Source organism: Nocardia sp. NPDC052112, assembly GCF_040680135.1.
Lineage (GTDB): Bacteria > Actinomycetota > Actinomycetes > Mycobacteriales > Mycobacteriaceae > Nocardia.
The window spans coordinates 1-15,208 of sequence record NZ_JBFAWD010000023.1; the positions used below are offsets into that span (position 1 = coordinate 1).

Sequence of the window (15,208 nt, forward strand, 5' to 3'; positions counted from 1 at the left end):
CCTCACCACACGGGGGTATGAGAGAGCCGGAACCAAAAAATATTTGGCACTGACATTCATCGACACACTATTGAGTTCTCAAAGAACACACGCACACACCATCTTACAGGTTTGATCCCGGTCGATCGGTGAGGCAACTTTTCCAGCTTAGCTCAGCCGTGAACCCAATTCAAAATTGGAGTCTCGTTCGAGCTAGTGTGATCGCCAGGCGCTCAACGTCCTACCTCGTTTCCCTGGTCCTTCGCACAGCCTTACGGCTCAGCGCGTTGGCCCCGGGTCGGTGTCCGTGTCGCTCTGACTCGAATAAAGTTACGTGTCGGTGTGCACGATGTCAAATCGCCTGGTCAGGAATGGTTTTCGGTGAGAGGGGAAAGTCGCCTACCGTTCACATGATCAATCCGCCGCACCGACTCGCTCCACTCGACCACCCAAGGCCTGCAGCTGCTCAACGAAATTCGGATAGCCGCGGTCGATGTGGAAGACGTCGTGCACCTCGGTGGTGCCATCGGCAACCAGACCGGCAAGTACCAATCCGGCGCCGGCCCGAATATCCGACGACCACACCGGCGCACTCGACAGCCGGGGAATTCCGCGCACCACCGCATGATGTCCATCGGTCCGCGCGTCGGCGCCCAGCCGGATCATCTCCTCCACGAAACGGAAGCGCGCCTCGAAGATGTTCTCGGTGATCATCGAGGTGCCGTCCGCAATCGCCGCGAGACCGATGGCCATCGGCTGCAGATCGGTCGGGAATCCCGGGAAAGGCAATGTCGAGAAATTCACCGCACGCGGCCGATCGGCCTGGATCACCCGGAAACCATCCGGTTCGAACGAAATACGCGCACCGGCCGAGCGCAGCTTGTCCAGTACGAGGGACAGATGCTTGGGGTTGACACCGGAGACCCGGACGTCACCCATGGTCATCACTGCGGCGATCCCCCAGGTCGCGGCCACGATCCGGTCACCGATCACCCGGTGGGTTGTCGGTTGGAGGCGCTCGACCCCCTGAATTGTGAGCACCGACGTACCCGCGCCACTGATCCGCGCACCCATCCGAACGAGCATGTTGCACAGATCGACGATGTCGGGTTCACGGGCCGCGTTGTCGATGACCGTCTCCCCCTCGGCCAGCACGGCCGCCATGAGAATGTTCTCCGTCGCGCCCACCGAAGGAAAGTCCAGTCTGATCCGCGCACCCTGCAGTTCGTCCGCGCGCGCGACCACACAACCATGCTCGATTTCACTGGTCGCGCCGAGCAGACGCAGACCCGCCTGATGCATATCCAATGGCCGCGAACCGATCGCGTCACCGCCGGGCAGTGCGACAACGGCTCGCTTACACCGCGCCATCAGCGGACCGAGCACACAGACCGAAGCGCGGAACTGCGTCACCGCCGGAAAATCCGCGTGGTACTTGGGCTCCGCGGGCGTGTTGATCGTGACGATCGACCCATCGATCGTGACGTCGCAGCCGAGGCCGCGCAGCACATCACCCATCAACGGCACATCGAGGATGTCCGGACAATTCGTAATGGTGGTCGTGCCTTCGGCCAGCAATGCAGCCGCCATCAACTTGAGGACGCTGTTCTTCGCACCCCCGACCGAGACTTCACCGACGAGTCGATTCCCGCCAGTAACCAAAAACCGTTCCATGCCGCCTCTCCGCGTATTCGGCGCACTGTTGGTGCAAAGGATAGTTGCGTTGCGGGCCGGTGGTAGCAGTGCCGGGGTTATATCCAGGTAGCTGGGACGCATTTCCGGGTGTCCAGCAACTTTTGCGTGTGTCGCGCCGCCCACAATTGCCGGCGGACGGCCGGTCGCAGCCCTGTGACAGGTCTCGCTCAGAAGTTACCGACACCAGATCAGTCGTGCGGATCGGACAGTTCACGAACCACCTTGTTCGCCACCAGGCTTCCACAACACGTCACCGCCCGGATTGGCGACACGGCTGAGGATGAACAGCAGGTCGGAGAGACGGTTCAGGTACTTCGCCGGAAGGGTGTTCGTATCGTCCGGGTGCGCCCGCACCGCGGCCCACGCCGAACGCTCCGCTCGCCGTGCCACCGTGCGGGCGGTGTGCAGCAGAGCAGCCAGCGGCGTGCCTCCGGGCAGAATGAACGAATTCAGCGCGGGCAGTTCGGCATTGAACTCATCGCACCACGCTTCGAGACGGTCGATATACGCCTGGGTGATGCGCAGTGGCGGATACTTCGGCTCCGCGACAACCGGAGTCGAAAGATCCGCGCCCGCGTCGAACAGATCGTTCTGCACCTGACGCAATACCTTCAGCAACTCCGGGGCGGGGTCACCGAGCGCGACAGCCACGCCGATGGCGGCATTCGTCTCATCACAGTCGGCATAAGCCACCAGCCGCGGATCGGTTTTGGCCACCCGCGAGAAATCGCTGAGACCGGTTGTCCCATCGTCGCCGGTCCGCGTATAGATCCGCGTCAGATGCACACTCACGTGACCCACCCTATCGCTGCACACGCCACAACTGATTTCGCGAGTACATGGGTAACTCGTCGGGGACGGGCTGACGTGCCCCACAGCCCTGCCGCTGACCGCCAATGTCACAGTTGCGCGTCTGAGTCTGGCGCCTAAAGATTCGGGGAGGCGGACGAGCCTAGAGTCCGGGGAGCCGACGAGTGCGATCCGACGGTCGGGATTCGACCCAGGACAGAAAGGCCGCGAGTGAGCCGCGGTCCAGCGCCAGTTCGTAATTGCCGTCATTATCGGAAACCGCGGTCACCGCGATCTCGTCGGTCATGATGTCGTATTCGTCACCACGCGGGCCGCGCCGATCACCGATCTCGATGCCCTGGCGTCGAATGGTGGAATCGGGGCCCAGTTTCAGACTGGAGAGTTTGTAAAAGACGAGACGATCCTCGTCATATCGAATCAGTCCGTGCCGCCACCCCTGGCCGCCGCGCGCGGGGAGCACCCGCAGAATCGCGGCGGTGCCGCCGCGGCGCAACATGATCAGTCGATAGGTGGAGGCCAACGCCAAGAGAACGAGCGTGAGCACCAGAATGATCAGGAGAACCATCCCGGTCTGCAATGCCGTTCGTCCCTTCGTTCCGCCGCCGTGTCGACGACGCGGTATTCGATGGCGGTGTTCGCAGGCCCTCCATGGCTACGCAGGCTGCCGTCTCCGGGCCTGATGCTCACACCGCGTCCGGCCATTCAACCATGGCCCCGAGTTTACAAATGGTGGGGCCTTGTCTTTGAAGATTCGAATCCGGAAACGGCGCTGTCGGCGGCGAATTCCTTCGCCGCCGACAGCGCCGAGCTACCGGGTGGTACCCAATCCTGGTGCGGTACTACGCCTTCGCCTCTTCGACCGCGCGCACCTGGCCCTGGGCCGCGATCTTCGCCTCCTCGGAGGCATCGGCGTCGGCCAGCACCCGACGGGCCGCCTCGACGTCGATCTCGTCGGCGAACTCCGCGGATTCGGCCAGCACCCGTACCGACGTCGCGGTCACCGAGAAGAACCCACCGTGCACCGCCGCGGTGATCCGCTCACCTTCGGTGGGCACGATGCTCACGATGCCACCCTCGACCAGCTGGCCGAGCAGCGGCTCATGACCCGCCATGATGCCGATCTGACCCTCGGTGGTCTGCGCGCTGACGAACGTCGCCTGGCCGGACCAGAGCAAGCGTTCGACGGCGACCAGATCAACTGACATCTCCGCCATGGGTGACTACTTTCCGGCGATCTTCTTCGCGGCCGCCTCGACGTCGTCGAGACCACCACAGGAGTTGAACGCCTGCTCCGGGAAGTGGTCGAACTCGCCCTTGCAGACGCGGTCGAACGCCTCGATGGTGTCGGTCAGCGGCACCACGGAACCCGGCTGCCCGGTGAACTTCTCGGCCACGATGAAGTTCTGGCCGAGGAACTTCTCCAGACGACGGGCCCGGCCGACGAGGACCTTGTCCTCTTCGGAGAGCTCGTCCATGCCGAGGATGGCGATGATGTCCTGCAGTTCCTTGTACTTCTGCAGGATCCGCTTCACCTCGTTGGCGACCCGGAAGTGCTCCGCACCGACGATCGATGCCTCCAGGATGCGGGAGGTCGAGGTCAGCGGGTCGACGGCCGGGTAGATACCCTTCTGCGAGATCGGGCGGGAGAGCTCGGTCGTCGCGTCGAGGTGGGCGAAGGTGGTCGCCGGGGCGGGGTCGGTGTAGTCGTCGGCGGGCACGTAGATGGCCTGCAGCGACGTGATGGACCGACCACGGGTCGAGGTGATGCGCTCCTGCAGCTCACCCATCTCGTCGGCCAGCGTCGGCTGGTAGCCGACGGCCGACGGCATGCGCCCGAGCAGGGTGGACACCTCGGAACCGGCCTGGGTGAACCGGAAGATGTTGTCGATGAACAGCAGCACGTCCTGGTGCTGCACGTCACGGAAGTACTCGGCCATGGTCAGGGCCGAGAGCGCGACGCGCATACGGGTGCCCGGCGGCTCGTCCATCTGGCCGAAGACGAGGGCGGTGTCCTGGAGGACGCCCATCTCTTCCATTTCCAGGTGCAGGTCGGTGCCCTCACGGGTGCGCTCACCGACGCCGGCGAACACCGACGTACCGGAGAACTCACGCGCGATACGGGTGATCATCTCCTGGATCAGCACGGTCTTGCCGACACCGGCACCACCGAACAGACCGATCTTGCCGCCCTTCACGTACGGGGTCAGCAGGTCGATGACCTTGATACCGGTCTCGAGGATCTCGGTCTTGCCCTCAAGCTGGTCGAAGCTCGGCGGCTTGCGGTGGATGCCCCACTGCTCGCCGTCGCGGCCGGTACCCGGCGCGTCGAGGCAGTCGCCGAGGGCGTTGAAGACGTGGCCCTTGACGACGTCGCCGACGGGCACCGAAATCGGCTTGCCGGAGTCGGTGACGGCGGCGCCACGGACCAGACCATCAGTGGGCTGCATCGAGATGGTGCGCACGATGTTGTCACCGAGGTGCTGGGCGACCTCGAGGGTCAGGGTCTTGGCCACCGAGGTCAAGGTGATCTCGGCATGCAGAGCGTTGAACAGCTCAGGGATGGCACCCCGCGGGAACTCGACGTCCACGACGGGGCCGATGACGCGGACGACGCGACCTGTTTTCGCGCCGGTCCGGCTCTCTTGTGTGACTGCTGCGGTCATTTTTCTCTTCCTGCGCCTTTAGTCGCGGTCCGAGCTCGAAGCCAGCGCGTTGACGCCGCCGACGATTTCGCTGATTTCCTGCGTGATCTGGGCCTGCCGCACCGAATTCGCCTGCCGGGTAAGCACATTGGCCAGTTCGTTGGCGTTGTCGGTGGCTGCCTTCATTGCGGTGCGCCGAGCCGCGGACTCGGATGCCGCTGCCTCGAGCAACGATGAGTAGATGCGCGTGTTGATGTACTTGGGCAGCAGCGCTGCCAGCAGCACATCGGCATCGGGCTCGAACTCGTACTGCGCGGTGAGTTCCGCGGTCGGCGAGTCGGTGAAGCTGTCCTCACCCATGTCGTAGTCTTCGTCGACATAGCTGACCTGGATCGGGGCCAGGCGACGGACCTCGGGGGTCTGGGTCAGCATCGAGACGAAACGGGTGTACACGATGTGCAACTCGTCGACGCCCTCGATATTGCCCACCCCGTTCGGGGCCGGAATCTCGAGCTCGGAGCCCGCCATGAACGCGTCCACCAGGTGGTGGCACGCGGCCGTGGCATCGTTGTACTTCGGCTGCTGGGAGAACCCGGTCCACGCGTTGACCACGGGCCGATTCCGGAAGGTGTAGTACGTGAGGCCCTTGTTGCCCATCACGTACAGCACCGGCTCCTTGCCCTCGCCACGCAGGGTGACCATGAGCTCCTCCGCGCGCTTGAGCACGTTGGAGTTGTAGCCACCACACATACCGCTGTCGCTGGTGATCACCAGGACCGCGGCGCGGCGGGGGTTGGCCCGCTCGGTCAGTAGCGGGTGCGACAGACTCGTCGACGCACTCGCCAGTTCACTGAGGACCTTGGTGATCTCCTCGGCGAACGGCTTCGCGGCCGCAACCCTGGCCTGAGCCTTGGAGATTCGCGAGGTCGCGATCAGCTCCTGGGCCTTGGTGATCTTCTTGATCGAACTCACACCACGAATGCGGGAGCGCAATTCACGCAAGCTTGCCATCAGCGGTTCACACTCCCTTCATTCGCGGCATCTGATTTGCAGCATTCGCGGGGCACTACGTGGTTACGCAGGCTGCCGCCTCCGTGCCCGTCGCTCATGCTGCGGATCCAATAGCGCATCAGCTGGCTCGATTACTTCTCGACGTGCTTGCGGGTCACCGACAGCGATTCGACCTCTTCGTGGTCGAGCTCACCGGCGGCGGCCTCGTTCACGACGCGAGAGCCGTCGGAAGCGAGGAAGCCCTGCTTGAACTTGTCGGTGGCCGCCTTGATGGCATCACCGTTCTCGTTGTCGAGGACCTTGCCGCCCTCGATCGACTTGAAGGCGTCGGCCGCGCTGCGGTGCAGATCCTCGAGCAGTTCCGCGTTGAAGCGACGGATATCGGCAACCGGAACCGAGTCGAAGTAGCCGGCGTCGACCAGGAAGATCGAAACGATCTGATCCTCGACCGGAACCGGCGAGTACTGGTCCTGCTTGAGCAGCTCGACCCAGCGGGCACCGCGCTCCAGCTGAGCGAGGGAGGCGGCGTCGAGGTCGGAGGCGAAGGCGGAGAACGCCTCCAGCTCGCGATACTGTGCCATTTCCAGACGCAGCGAACCGGCGACCTTCTTCATGCCCTTGGTCTGGGCGGCACCACCGACACGGGAGACCGAGGTACCGACGTTGATCGCCGGCCGGACACCCTTGTTGAACAGGTCGGACTCGAGGAAGACCTGGCCGTCGGTGATGGAGATGACGTTGGTCGGAATGAACGCCGAGATGTCGTTGGCCTTGGTCTCGATGATCGGCAGACCCGTCATCGAGCCGGCGCCCATCTCGTCGGACAGCTTCGCGCAACGCTCCAGCAGACGCGAGTGCAGGTAGAAGACGTCACCCGGGTACGCCTCGCGGCCCGGCGGACGACGCAGCAGCAGCGAGATGGCGCGGTAGGCCTCGGCCTGCTTGGTCAGGTCGTCGAACACGATCAGGACGTGCTTGCCCTGGTACATCCAGTGCTGGCCGATCGCCGAACCGGTGTAGGGCGCAAGCCACTTGAAGCCGGCCGAGTCCGAAGCGGGGGCCGCGACAATGGTGGTGTACTCCATCGCACCGTGCGATTCCAGCGCGGTCTTCACGCCCGCGATGGTGGAACCCTTCTGGCCGATCGCGACGTAGATGCAGCGAACCTGCTTGCTCGGGTCACCGGTCTCCCAGTTCGCCTTCTGCGCCAGGATCGCGTCGATGCAGACCGCGGTCTTACCGGTCTTGCGGTCGCCGATGATCAACTGACGCTGACCACGACCGATGGCGGTCAGGGCGTCGATGGCGGTGATGCCGGTCGCCAGCGGCTCCTCGACCGGCTGCCGCTGCAGCACGGTCGCGGCCTGCAGCTCCAGCACGCGCTGCTCTTCGGACTCGATCTCGCCGAGGCCGTCGATCGGCTGGCCGAGCGGGTTGACCACGCGGCCGAGGAACTTGTCACCGACGGGGACCGAGAGCACGTCGCCGGTGCGGCGAACCTGCTGGCCCTCTTCGATTTCCGCGAACTCACCGAGGATGACCGCACCGATCTCACGGTCCTCGAGGTTCAGCGCGACGCCGAGCACACCACCCGGGAACTCGAGCAATTCATTGGCCATCGCCGAGGGCAGGCCGCTGACGTGCGCGATGCCGTCGCTGGTGTCGGTGACGACACCGACTTCTTCGATGGAGGTCTCGGGGGTGTAGCTCTGGGTGTAGCTCTCGATCGCGCTACGGATCTCATCGGTGGAGATCGTCAGCTCCGCCATAGTCTTCCTGCTCTCGCTGTCTGGTCTGAATGTCGGGGGAGGATGAGTCGTCAGGCCAGGGCCCGACGCAGCCGTTCCAAGCGGCCGGTGGCGCTACCGTCGATCAGGTCGTCACCGACCCGCACCACGACGCCGGTCAGCAGACTCGGATCGACCTGCACGTGCACCGTGACGGGCTTGCCGTAGATGCGCTGCAACGACGCCCCGAGATGGTCACGCTGCTGGTCGGTCAGCGTGACCGCGGCACGCACATGCGCGACGATCTGGTCGCGCCGCGCGGCCGCGAGATCGGACAGCTCGCCGAACGCGCCGCCGATATTCGTCGACCGGGTGACCACCTGGTCCGCCAGGGTCCGGGTGATGGTCTCGGTCTTGCCCGCGAGCAGCCGGTCGATCAGTTCGCGCTTGGCCGCCGCGGGCTTCGCACGATCCGAAAGTGCCTGCTCGAGTTCGGGATTGTCGCCGATGATCCGGCCGAGCCGGAACAATTCGTCCTCGACCGCCCCGAGCCGTCCGCTGTCGGCAGCGGACTCCAGCAACGCCTCTTGGCCGAGCAACACCAGGGTGTCGACCAAATCGGCGGTGCGCGACCAGTTCTGGGCCACCGCGGTGGTCAGCACCGCCAGGGTGGCGGGGCTGACCTTGCCGCTGAAGACCCGCTCGCTGAGTTCGGCGCGCGCCGAGCCGGGCACCGACACGTCCGCGAGCGCAACACGCAGCGAACGCTGGTCATCCAGCACGGCGACAACGGCGAACAGTTCCGACCCCGTCGTGGCCGCAACACTGTCGCTTCCGGTCAGAGCGGCCCGAAGTGCCTCCCGTGCCCGGGAGCTTGCCTCGCGGCTCGCTGCGTACATGCTTCTCACTTTCGCGTCGCTACCTTCCGACCCCGATGCCGGCATCCGACTGATCGAGTTCGGACAGGAACCGGTCGATCGATGCCGCTTGCTTAGCTTCGTCCGAAACCGACTGTCCGATAATCTTTTCGGCCAAATCGACGGCAGTTTTGCCGACTTCGGCGCGCAGCTCGGTCAGGATCTGCTGGCGCTGTGCTTCCAGCTGGCTGTGACCGGCAGCGACGATGCGGTCGCTTTCGGCCTGTGCTTCCGCGCGCATCTGCGCGAGGATCTGCTGGCCCTGGGTGCGTGCGTCCTCACGGATGCGCGCGGCCTCGAGCCGGGCGTCAGCCAACTGCTGCTGGTACTGCTGCAGCGTCAGCTGGGCTTCTTCCTGCGCGGCCTCGGCCCGCTGGATTCCACCCTCGATCTTGTCCGCACGTTCATCCAACACCTTGATAAGGCGGGGGATGACGTACTTGTAGAAAATGGCGCCGACGATCGCAATGCAGACCACCGACCAGACAATGTCGTAGGTCTCGGGGATGAGGGGATTGATGTCCTCCCCTGTCTCCGCCGCAAGCATAGAAAGCGTGCTCATAGCAATCTCAGAAGATGAAGCCGGCCACAAGGCCGATCAGGGCGAGGGCCTCGGTGAACGCGATACCGAGGAACATGTTGGTGCGGATGGTGCCCTGGAGCTCGGGCTGCCGGGCGATGCCCTCGATGGCCTTACCGACCACGATGCCGACGCCGATGCCGGGGCCGATGGCGGCGAGACCGTAGCCGATGGCGCCGAAGCCCTTGAACTTCTCGGTGGTGGTGGCGGCTTCCTGGGCCAGGTACGCGAGGCTCATGAGTCTTCCATTCCCTTTCTTTTGCTCACCCGCCGGTCGGCGTGGTGCAGCAGATATCCGGTAGTTGTGCGGTCAGTGCGAATCGGCGTGTTGCGCGAGTCCGATGTAAACGGCGGTCAGCAGCGCGAAAACGTATGCCTGCAGGAAGATGACCAGCATTTCGAACAGCGTGAACCCGAGTCCGGCCAGCAGCGAGAACGGTGAGAACACCTTCATCCAGGCCGCGGCATCGAATAAGAAGAACCAGGTGGCGCTGAAGAACAGCACCAGCATGATGTGGCCGGCCAGCATATTCGCCATGAGTCGGACGGTCAGCGTGAACGGACGCAGGATGAACGTCGAGACGAACTCGATCGGAATCAGCAACACGTGCAATGCGGGCGGAACATTCGGAACGACGATGCTGCTGCGCATGTAGGTGACGAACCCGTACTTCTTGATACCCACGAAGTTGAACGCGAGGTACGCGATGAGGGCCAGCACCAGCGGCATGCCGATTCGGGCGTTCGACGAGATGTTCAGTCCCGGAATGATGCCGGAGAAGTTGAGAAAGAGAACCGCGAAGAAGATCGTCGCGATCAACGGGAGGTACTTGCGACCGGATTCTTTACCGAGCACCTCTTCGGCAATCTGATCTTTGACGAAGACCAAACCGGTTTCGGCGATGTTCTGCAGACCGCGCGGGACGATGCGAGGATTGCGGAATGCCAGCACCATGACGAGCACCAGCACGGCGGTCATCAGCAGCCGGATCAGCATCAAACGGTCGAGTTCGAACGGCGTACCCTCGAACAGCACTGCTGGAGGGAAGAAGTCGGACAGCGATGGCGCGTGGAACTCGCCCGCCAAAGTGGTGACGCTCAGCGTTCTCTCCCGTGTTCGGGCCGCGGGTACGGTCATTCCCGCGGTTCGATCGGACATTGACGATCAATTGGGTCGACTCAGGTCGGCTCGAAAATTCGTCAGCAGCTGTGCGGCAACCCGCATGGGCGTCTGTACGTAGTGTCGGCGACATTCGTCGACATGCAGAACCGGAACCTCTCGGAGCCCGGTACGGCAGTAAGCATAGCTGCCACTCGGCGGGATCTCGGTGATCCCCCTCACTTGGTCGCTTGCTTACCAACACTTTACCAAGTTATCTACGACAGCGTGTAGGTGGGTGCGATTATTGCTGCGCAGAGGGCAAATCGGACTCACCGGTCGGTACGTTTACGTACGGAACCTTCTGCCGCAGAACACCATACGTCTCCGCGCCGAGCACGATGAGCAAGGACCCGACGACAGTCAGGAACAGTGCCATCCGGTCGTAGAAGTCGAACCGCTGCAGCACCGCGATCACGATCATCGCGACCAGCAGCTTGCCCACCCAACTCACCAGCATGACCAGGCCCGCGGTGCTCGCCGGCAGCTTCGCGCCGAACAGCACCACGGCCGCGGTGGTGAGAATGAAGCCGCCGCCGATGGCCGCGCCGAGCAGTGCCCCCCAGAGTCCGGCCAGGCCCGCGACGGCGGAGGCAATGGCCACCGAAAGCACCACCAACACGGCCAGACCGATCACGCCGTAGCGCAGCGCCGCCTTGAGTGGGGCGTCGGGACCGGGGACGGGGTTAGTGAGACTCACGAGCTGAACTTTACCGGGCCTTGCTTCAGGAATCCGCGGGCTCCTTGCGCCGCAGGCCCGGTATGGCGGTCACCACCAGCGCGAAAACCAGCCCGCCCGCCATCATCAAGACCACAATCCGACGATCATGGATCAGCGAAGTTCCGACGGCACCGAAGGCGAGCACGCCGACCCACAAATAGATCACCAGCACAACGCGGCGGTGCGAATGTCCGATCTGCAACAGCCGGTGATGCAAGTGCATTTTGTCCGGTGTCGAGAAACTCACACCGGCACGAACCCGGCGCACGATCGCCAACAGCAGATCCAATACCGGAATGAACATCACCGCGCCGACGAGCAGCAGCGGTGAAAGCAGACCGACGATATCGCGAGGTCCGTAGCCCGCCAAATTGATTCGGCCCGAGGCGCCCGTCGACACGGCGGCCAGCATGAGCCCGATCAACATCGAACCGGAATCGCCCATGAATATCCGAGCGGGCGAAAAGTTGTGTGGCAGAAATCCCATGCAGGCGCCTGCGAGGGCGGCGGCGAGCAGGGCTGGCGGATAGGTGTCGACCGAACCGCCCTGGCTGTAGAGCAGGCCGACGGTGAATACGAAGACCGCACCCGCGCAGATCAGACCCAACCCGGCCGCGAGACCGTCGAGTCCGTCGACGAAATTCATCGCGTTGACGAGCGTCACAGTGATGCCGACCGTGACCAGGCCGCCCTGCAGCGCGTCCAGCACCACCGTGGTGTCGTTGAACGGGTTGTAGATGACGTACCAGCTCAGGCCCATGACCGCCATCACACCGGCGGCGGTGACCTGACCCGCGAATTTGGTCAGCGCGTCCAAGCCCCAGCGGTCGTCGACGATACCGACGAGCACGATGAGCGTGGCCGCGACCAGCACCGCCGGAATATCCGGCGCGTAATCGAAACCTCTTCGCAGCGCGGGCAATTGGTGTGCGAACAGCACGGCCGCGACTACCCCGACATACATGCCGACACCGCCCATGCGCGGAATCGGCTTGACGTGCACATCGCGCTCGCGCGGCACCGCCACCGCGCCGAAGGCGATGGCGAGCACCCGAATTCCGCCGGTGGCCAGAAAGGTCACCGTGCCCGAGATGAGAAGCACGAGCAGCAGCTCGCGCAATGGAACTACCGCACCCGAACCGATCATCCGATTATCTGATCCGCCATACGATCACTGCGTCCCGAGGTCACCGCGTCGCGACGCTGGTCAGCGCCTCCGGGGACATCCCGAGCACATCGGCGATATCACCGACCGGCACCGCGCCCGCGCGCAGGATCCGCGGCTGATCCGCGGTGAGGTCGACGATGGTGGACGCGACCGCGTGTTCGGCCGGGCCGCCGTCGAGATAGGTGCCGACCAGATCACCGAGCTGATCGCGCGCCTCGGCGGCGGTCTTGGCGGGGGGCTGTCCGGAGACATTGGCACTCGAGACCGCGAGCGGGCCGACCTCGCGCAGCAGTTCCAGTGCGACCGGGTGCAGTGGCATCCGCAGCATGACCGTGCCACGGGTGTCACCGAGGTCCCAGGCGAGCGAAGGCGCCTGCTGCACAACAAGACTCAGCCCACCGGGCCAGAATGCCCGAATCAGCTCGCGGGCCTGCGGGCGCACCGAGAACACCAGACCGTCGATGGTGTGCCACGAGCCGACCAGCACCGGTACCGGCATATCGCGACCACGCCGCTTGGCGGCGAGCAGATCGCTCACCGCGGTGGAATCGAACGCGTCGGCGGCCAGGCCGTACACGGTATCGGTCGGTAGTACGACCAAACGTCCGGATTTCAGGGCGCTGGTGGCCGCGGTCAGTCCGGCGGCGCGCGAGTCGGGATCCGCGCAGTCGTAGACGGTACTCACGGCCACCATCCTGTCACGGGTGCCACTCGATGCCACCATCGGCGGGGTTGGTTCGATCCGTCGATCGCCGAGGCGAGTCGGATCAACCGCGGGTTGCGGCGACGAAACGGGGCTTGCCCGCGAGGTCCGGGTGCTCGACGATATCGGTGAAATCCCCGCGTTCGGCCAGTAGAGCGGCGAGAGCGGAGCCGTTGGTGTCGTCGTGTTCGATGGCACACGAGCCGCCGGGACGCAGCAGGCGGGTGATGGTGGGGATCATCCGACGGATGACGTCCAGTCCGTCCGGGCCGCCGAAAAGGGCCAGATGCGGATCGTGATCGACGACCTCGGGATCGAGTTCGGCACCTTCGGGGATGTACGGCGGATTGGCGACGACGAGGTCGACGACACCGCTCAGTTCGGTGAGCAGATTCGGGTCGGTGACATCGTCGGCGTAGAGGGTGATCGGGGTATCGCCCTCGGCAATCCGCAGGTCGGCATTGCGGCGCGCCCATTGCAGGGCCGCGGGATCGATGTCGATCGCACGCACATCTGCATCCGGGCGCGCCTGGGCAATGGCAAGTGCCAGCGCACCGGAGCCGGTGCACAGATCGACGACGACCGGCCGGTGATCGTGCGGCAGCGCCTCCAGTTGCGCCAGTGCCCAGGCGAACAGCAGCTCGGTCTCGGGACGCGGCACGAAAACGCCGGGCCCGACCGCGAGTTCGATCGCGCCGATCGCCGCGGTACCGGTCAGGTGCTGCAGCGGAATCCGCTGCGCGCGCCGTGCCACCAGCGCGCGGTATTCCGCGAGCAGCTCCGGCGCGACCAGCGGGGTCAGCGCCAGTCTGGTCCGCTCGACACCGAGCAGATGGGCGGCCAAATGTTCGGCGTCGGCCTGCGGACTGGGTACGCCGGCGGCCCGCAGCGTTTCGACCGCGTGGTTGATGGCGGGGCGCAATGCCAGACGCGTCATGGCTCGTCCTTACTCGGCGGCCATTCGGGCTTCGCGATCCGCCTTGCCGAGGGCATCCAGGAGTGCGTCCATATCACCGTCGAGTACGGCGTCGAGGTTGTGCGCCTTGAAGCCGATGCGGTGATCGGTAATGCGATTCTCCGGGAAGTTGTAGGTGCGGATGCGCTCGGAGCGGTCCACGGTGCGGATCTGGGAGGCCCGGCCCGCAGCGGCTTCCTGATCTGCCTGCTCCTCGGCGAGCGCCTGCAATCGAGCCGCGAGCACCTGCATGGCGCGGGCCTTGTTCTGCAGCTGGGAGCGCTCGTTCTGACAGGTCACCACGATGCCCGAGGGCAGATGGGTGATGCGGACCGCGGAATCGGTGGTGTTGACGCCCTGGCCGCCCTTACCGGAGGAGCGGTAGACGTCGATGCGCAGATCCGATTCGTCGATCTGCACCTCTTCGACCTCGTCGGGCTCCGGGTAGATCAGCACGCCGGCCGCCGAGGTATGGATGCGGCCCTGCGATTCGGTCACCGGAACCCGCTGGACGCGGTGCACGCCGCCCTCGAATTTGAAGCGGGACCAGACGCCGTCGCGCGCGGCGTCGCGGCTCTTGATGGAGATGGTCGCCTCCTTGTAGCCGCCCAGGTCGGAGATGTTCACATCGAGAATCTCGACCTTCCAGCCATGCCTTTCGGCATAGCGGACGTACATACGGGCCAGATCCGAGGCGAACAGTGCCGATTCCTCACCGCCCTCGCCGGACTTGACCTCGAGCACCACATCGTCGCCGTCGTGCGGGTCGCGCGGCGCGAGCAGATCCGCGAGGGTCTGCTCCAGCTCGTCGACCTGTTGTTCCAGGCCCGGCACCTCGGCGGCAAAGGATGCGTCGTCGGCCGCGAGTTCCTGCGCGGCGGCGAGATCCTCGCGCGTGGACTTCAGCTTGTTGTAGGTGGCCATGATCGGGGCCAGCTCGGCGAAACGTTTGCCGACCCGGCGCGCGGCACCCGGATCGCTGTGCAGCGCCGGATCCGCGAGCTGCGTCTCCAGGCCCGCGTGCTCGGCCAGAATGTCATCGATCGCGGATGGTTGCGTCACGATGCTTCCTCTCTTTATCCCTACCGGCCACACAAAAGCGCCGACGCCCGGCCTGCAGTGCAGGACCGGGCGTCGGCGA

General features: G+C 64.6%; 16 protein-coding genes. All 16 read right to left on the bottom strand.

Annotation, left to right across the window (positions count from 1 at the left end; translation table 11 throughout):
- Window positions 1-393: 393 nt before the first annotated feature.
- The 16 genes from murA to prfA all read right to left on the bottom strand — a co-directional run bounded on the left by murA (window position 394) and on the right by prfA (window position 15,129).
- Window positions 394-1,653: a UDP-N-acetylglucosamine 1-carboxyvinyltransferase gene (murA, locus tag AB0L58_RS33400; protein ID WP_364393218.1), complete on the bottom strand. Its 1,260-nt coding sequence runs from the start codon at window positions 1,651-1,653 to the stop codon at window positions 394-396.
- 231 nt (window positions 1,654-1,884) lie between these two features.
- Complete coding sequence (locus AB0L58_RS33405; protein ID WP_364393220.1) at window positions 1,885-2,466, bottom strand: cob(I)yrinic acid a,c-diamide adenosyltransferase; 582 nt, start codon at window positions 2,464-2,466, stop codon at window positions 1,885-1,887.
- Window positions 2,467-2,626: 160 nt separating this feature from the next.
- A complete protein-coding gene (locus AB0L58_RS33410) occupies window positions 2,627-3,049 on the bottom strand; it encodes a DUF2550 domain-containing protein (protein ID WP_040687141.1) in 423 nt (140 codons plus the stop codon).
- Between the two features lie 274 nt (window positions 3,050-3,323).
- The gene (locus tag AB0L58_RS33415) at window positions 3,324-3,698 is read right to left on the bottom strand and encodes a F0F1 ATP synthase subunit epsilon (protein WP_040687139.1); all 375 of its coding nucleotides are present in this window, start codon (window positions 3,696-3,698) and stop codon (window positions 3,324-3,326) included.
- A gap of 6 nt (window positions 3,699-3,704) precedes the next feature.
- Entirely contained in the window at window positions 3,705-5,147 is a 1,443-nt protein-coding gene (gene atpD, locus AB0L58_RS33420) for a F0F1 ATP synthase subunit beta (RefSeq protein WP_364393223.1), read from the bottom strand.
- Between the two features lie 18 nt (window positions 5,148-5,165).
- Complete coding sequence (locus tag AB0L58_RS33425; protein ID WP_364393226.1) at window positions 5,166-6,137, bottom strand: F0F1 ATP synthase subunit gamma; 972 nt, start codon at window positions 6,135-6,137, stop codon at window positions 5,166-5,168.
- Between the two features lie 131 nt (window positions 6,138-6,268).
- Entirely contained in the window at window positions 6,269-7,906 is a 1,638-nt protein-coding gene (atpA, locus tag AB0L58_RS33430) for a F0F1 ATP synthase subunit alpha (RefSeq protein ID WP_364393230.1), read from the bottom strand.
- Window positions 7,907-7,956: 50 nt separating this feature from the next.
- Complete coding sequence (locus AB0L58_RS33435; RefSeq protein ID WP_364393232.1) at window positions 7,957-8,763, bottom strand: F0F1 ATP synthase subunit delta; 807 nt, start codon at window positions 8,761-8,763, stop codon at window positions 7,957-7,959.
- A 19-nt stretch (window positions 8,764-8,782) separates the two neighbouring features.
- Window positions 8,783-9,343, bottom strand: coding sequence for a F0F1 ATP synthase subunit B (locus tag AB0L58_RS33440; RefSeq protein ID WP_364393234.1), 561 nt, complete (start codon window positions 9,341-9,343; stop codon window positions 8,783-8,785).
- A 7-nt stretch (window positions 9,344-9,350) separates the two neighbouring features.
- Window positions 9,351-9,599: an ATP synthase F0 subunit C gene (locus AB0L58_RS33445; protein WP_063047767.1), complete on the bottom strand. Its 249-nt coding sequence runs from the start codon at window positions 9,597-9,599 to the stop codon at window positions 9,351-9,353.
- Window positions 9,600-9,671: 72 nt separating this feature from the next.
- Window positions 9,672-10,520, bottom strand: coding sequence for a F0F1 ATP synthase subunit A (atpB, locus tag AB0L58_RS33450; protein WP_354961200.1), 849 nt, complete (start codon window positions 10,518-10,520; stop codon window positions 9,672-9,674).
- A 244-nt stretch (window positions 10,521-10,764) separates the two neighbouring features.
- Window positions 10,765-11,220 (bottom strand): hypothetical protein, encoded by a 456-nt coding sequence (locus AB0L58_RS33455; RefSeq protein WP_364393237.1) that lies wholly within the window; start codon window positions 11,218-11,220, stop codon window positions 10,765-10,767.
- 25 nt (window positions 11,221-11,245) lie between these two features.
- The gene (locus AB0L58_RS33460) at window positions 11,246-12,388 is read right to left on the bottom strand and encodes an MraY family glycosyltransferase (RefSeq protein WP_040687108.1); all 1,143 of its coding nucleotides are present in this window, start codon (window positions 12,386-12,388) and stop codon (window positions 11,246-11,248) included.
- Window positions 12,389-12,428: 40 nt separating this feature from the next.
- Window positions 12,429-13,094, bottom strand: coding sequence for an L-threonylcarbamoyladenylate synthase (locus tag AB0L58_RS33465; protein ID WP_364393239.1), 666 nt, complete (start codon window positions 13,092-13,094; stop codon window positions 12,429-12,431).
- A gap of 82 nt (window positions 13,095-13,176) precedes the next feature.
- Window positions 13,177-14,049 carry a peptide chain release factor N(5)-glutamine methyltransferase gene (gene prmC, locus AB0L58_RS33470; protein ID WP_364393241.1) on the bottom strand — a complete coding sequence of 291 codons (873 nt, stop codon included), beginning with the start codon at window positions 14,047-14,049 and terminating at the stop codon, window positions 13,177-13,179.
- Window positions 14,050-14,058: 9 nt separating this feature from the next.
- Window positions 14,059-15,129, bottom strand: a complete 1,071-nt coding sequence (prfA, locus tag AB0L58_RS33475) for a peptide chain release factor 1 (RefSeq protein ID WP_364393244.1) — start codon at window positions 15,127-15,129, stop codon at window positions 14,059-14,061.
- Window positions 15,130-15,208 lie beyond the last annotated feature (79 nt).

What these genes read in the sequence shown, in the direction of transcription:
- murA (WP_364393218.1), bottom strand. Translation starts at nt 1,653, where the DNA reads ATGGAACGGTTTTTGGTTACTGGCGGGAATCGACTCGTCGGTGAAGTC.
- AB0L58_RS33410 (WP_040687141.1), bottom strand. Translation starts at nt 3,049, where the DNA reads ATGGTTCTCCTGATCATTCTGGTGCTCACGCTCGTTCTCTTGGCGTTG.
- AB0L58_RS33415 (WP_040687139.1), bottom strand. Translation starts at nt 3,698, where the DNA reads ATGGCGGAGATGTCAGTTGATCTGGTCGCCGTCGAACGCTTGCTCTGG.
- atpD (WP_364393223.1), bottom strand. Translation starts at nt 5,147, where the DNA reads ATGACCGCAGCAGTCACACAAGAGAGCCGGACCGGCGCGAAAACAGGT.
- AB0L58_RS33425 (WP_364393226.1), bottom strand. Translation starts at nt 6,137, where the DNA reads ATGGCAAGCTTGCGTGAATTGCGCTCCCGCATTCGTGGTGTGAGTTCG.
- atpA (WP_364393230.1), bottom strand. Translation starts at nt 7,906, where the DNA reads ATGGCGGAGCTGACGATCTCCACCGATGAGATCCGTAGCGCGATCGAG.
- AB0L58_RS33435 (WP_364393232.1), bottom strand. Translation starts at nt 8,763, where the DNA reads ATGTACGCAGCGAGCCGCGAGGCAAGCTCCCGGGCACGGGAGGCACTT.
- AB0L58_RS33440 (WP_364393234.1), bottom strand. Translation starts at nt 9,343, where the DNA reads ATGAGCACGCTTTCTATGCTTGCGGCGGAGACAGGGGAGGACATCAAT.
- AB0L58_RS33445 (WP_063047767.1), bottom strand. Translation starts at nt 9,599, where the DNA reads ATGAGCCTCGCGTACCTGGCCCAGGAAGCCGCCACCACCACCGAGAAG.
- atpB (WP_354961200.1), bottom strand. Translation starts at nt 10,520, where the DNA reads ATGTCCGATCGAACCGCGGGAATGACCGTACCCGCGGCCCGAACACGG.
- AB0L58_RS33460 (WP_040687108.1), bottom strand. Translation starts at nt 12,388, where the DNA reads ATGATCGGTTCGGGTGCGGTAGTTCCATTGCGCGAGCTGCTGCTCGTG.
- prmC (WP_364393241.1), bottom strand. Translation starts at nt 14,049, where the DNA reads ATGACGCGTCTGGCATTGCGCCCCGCCATCAACCACGCGGTCGAAACG.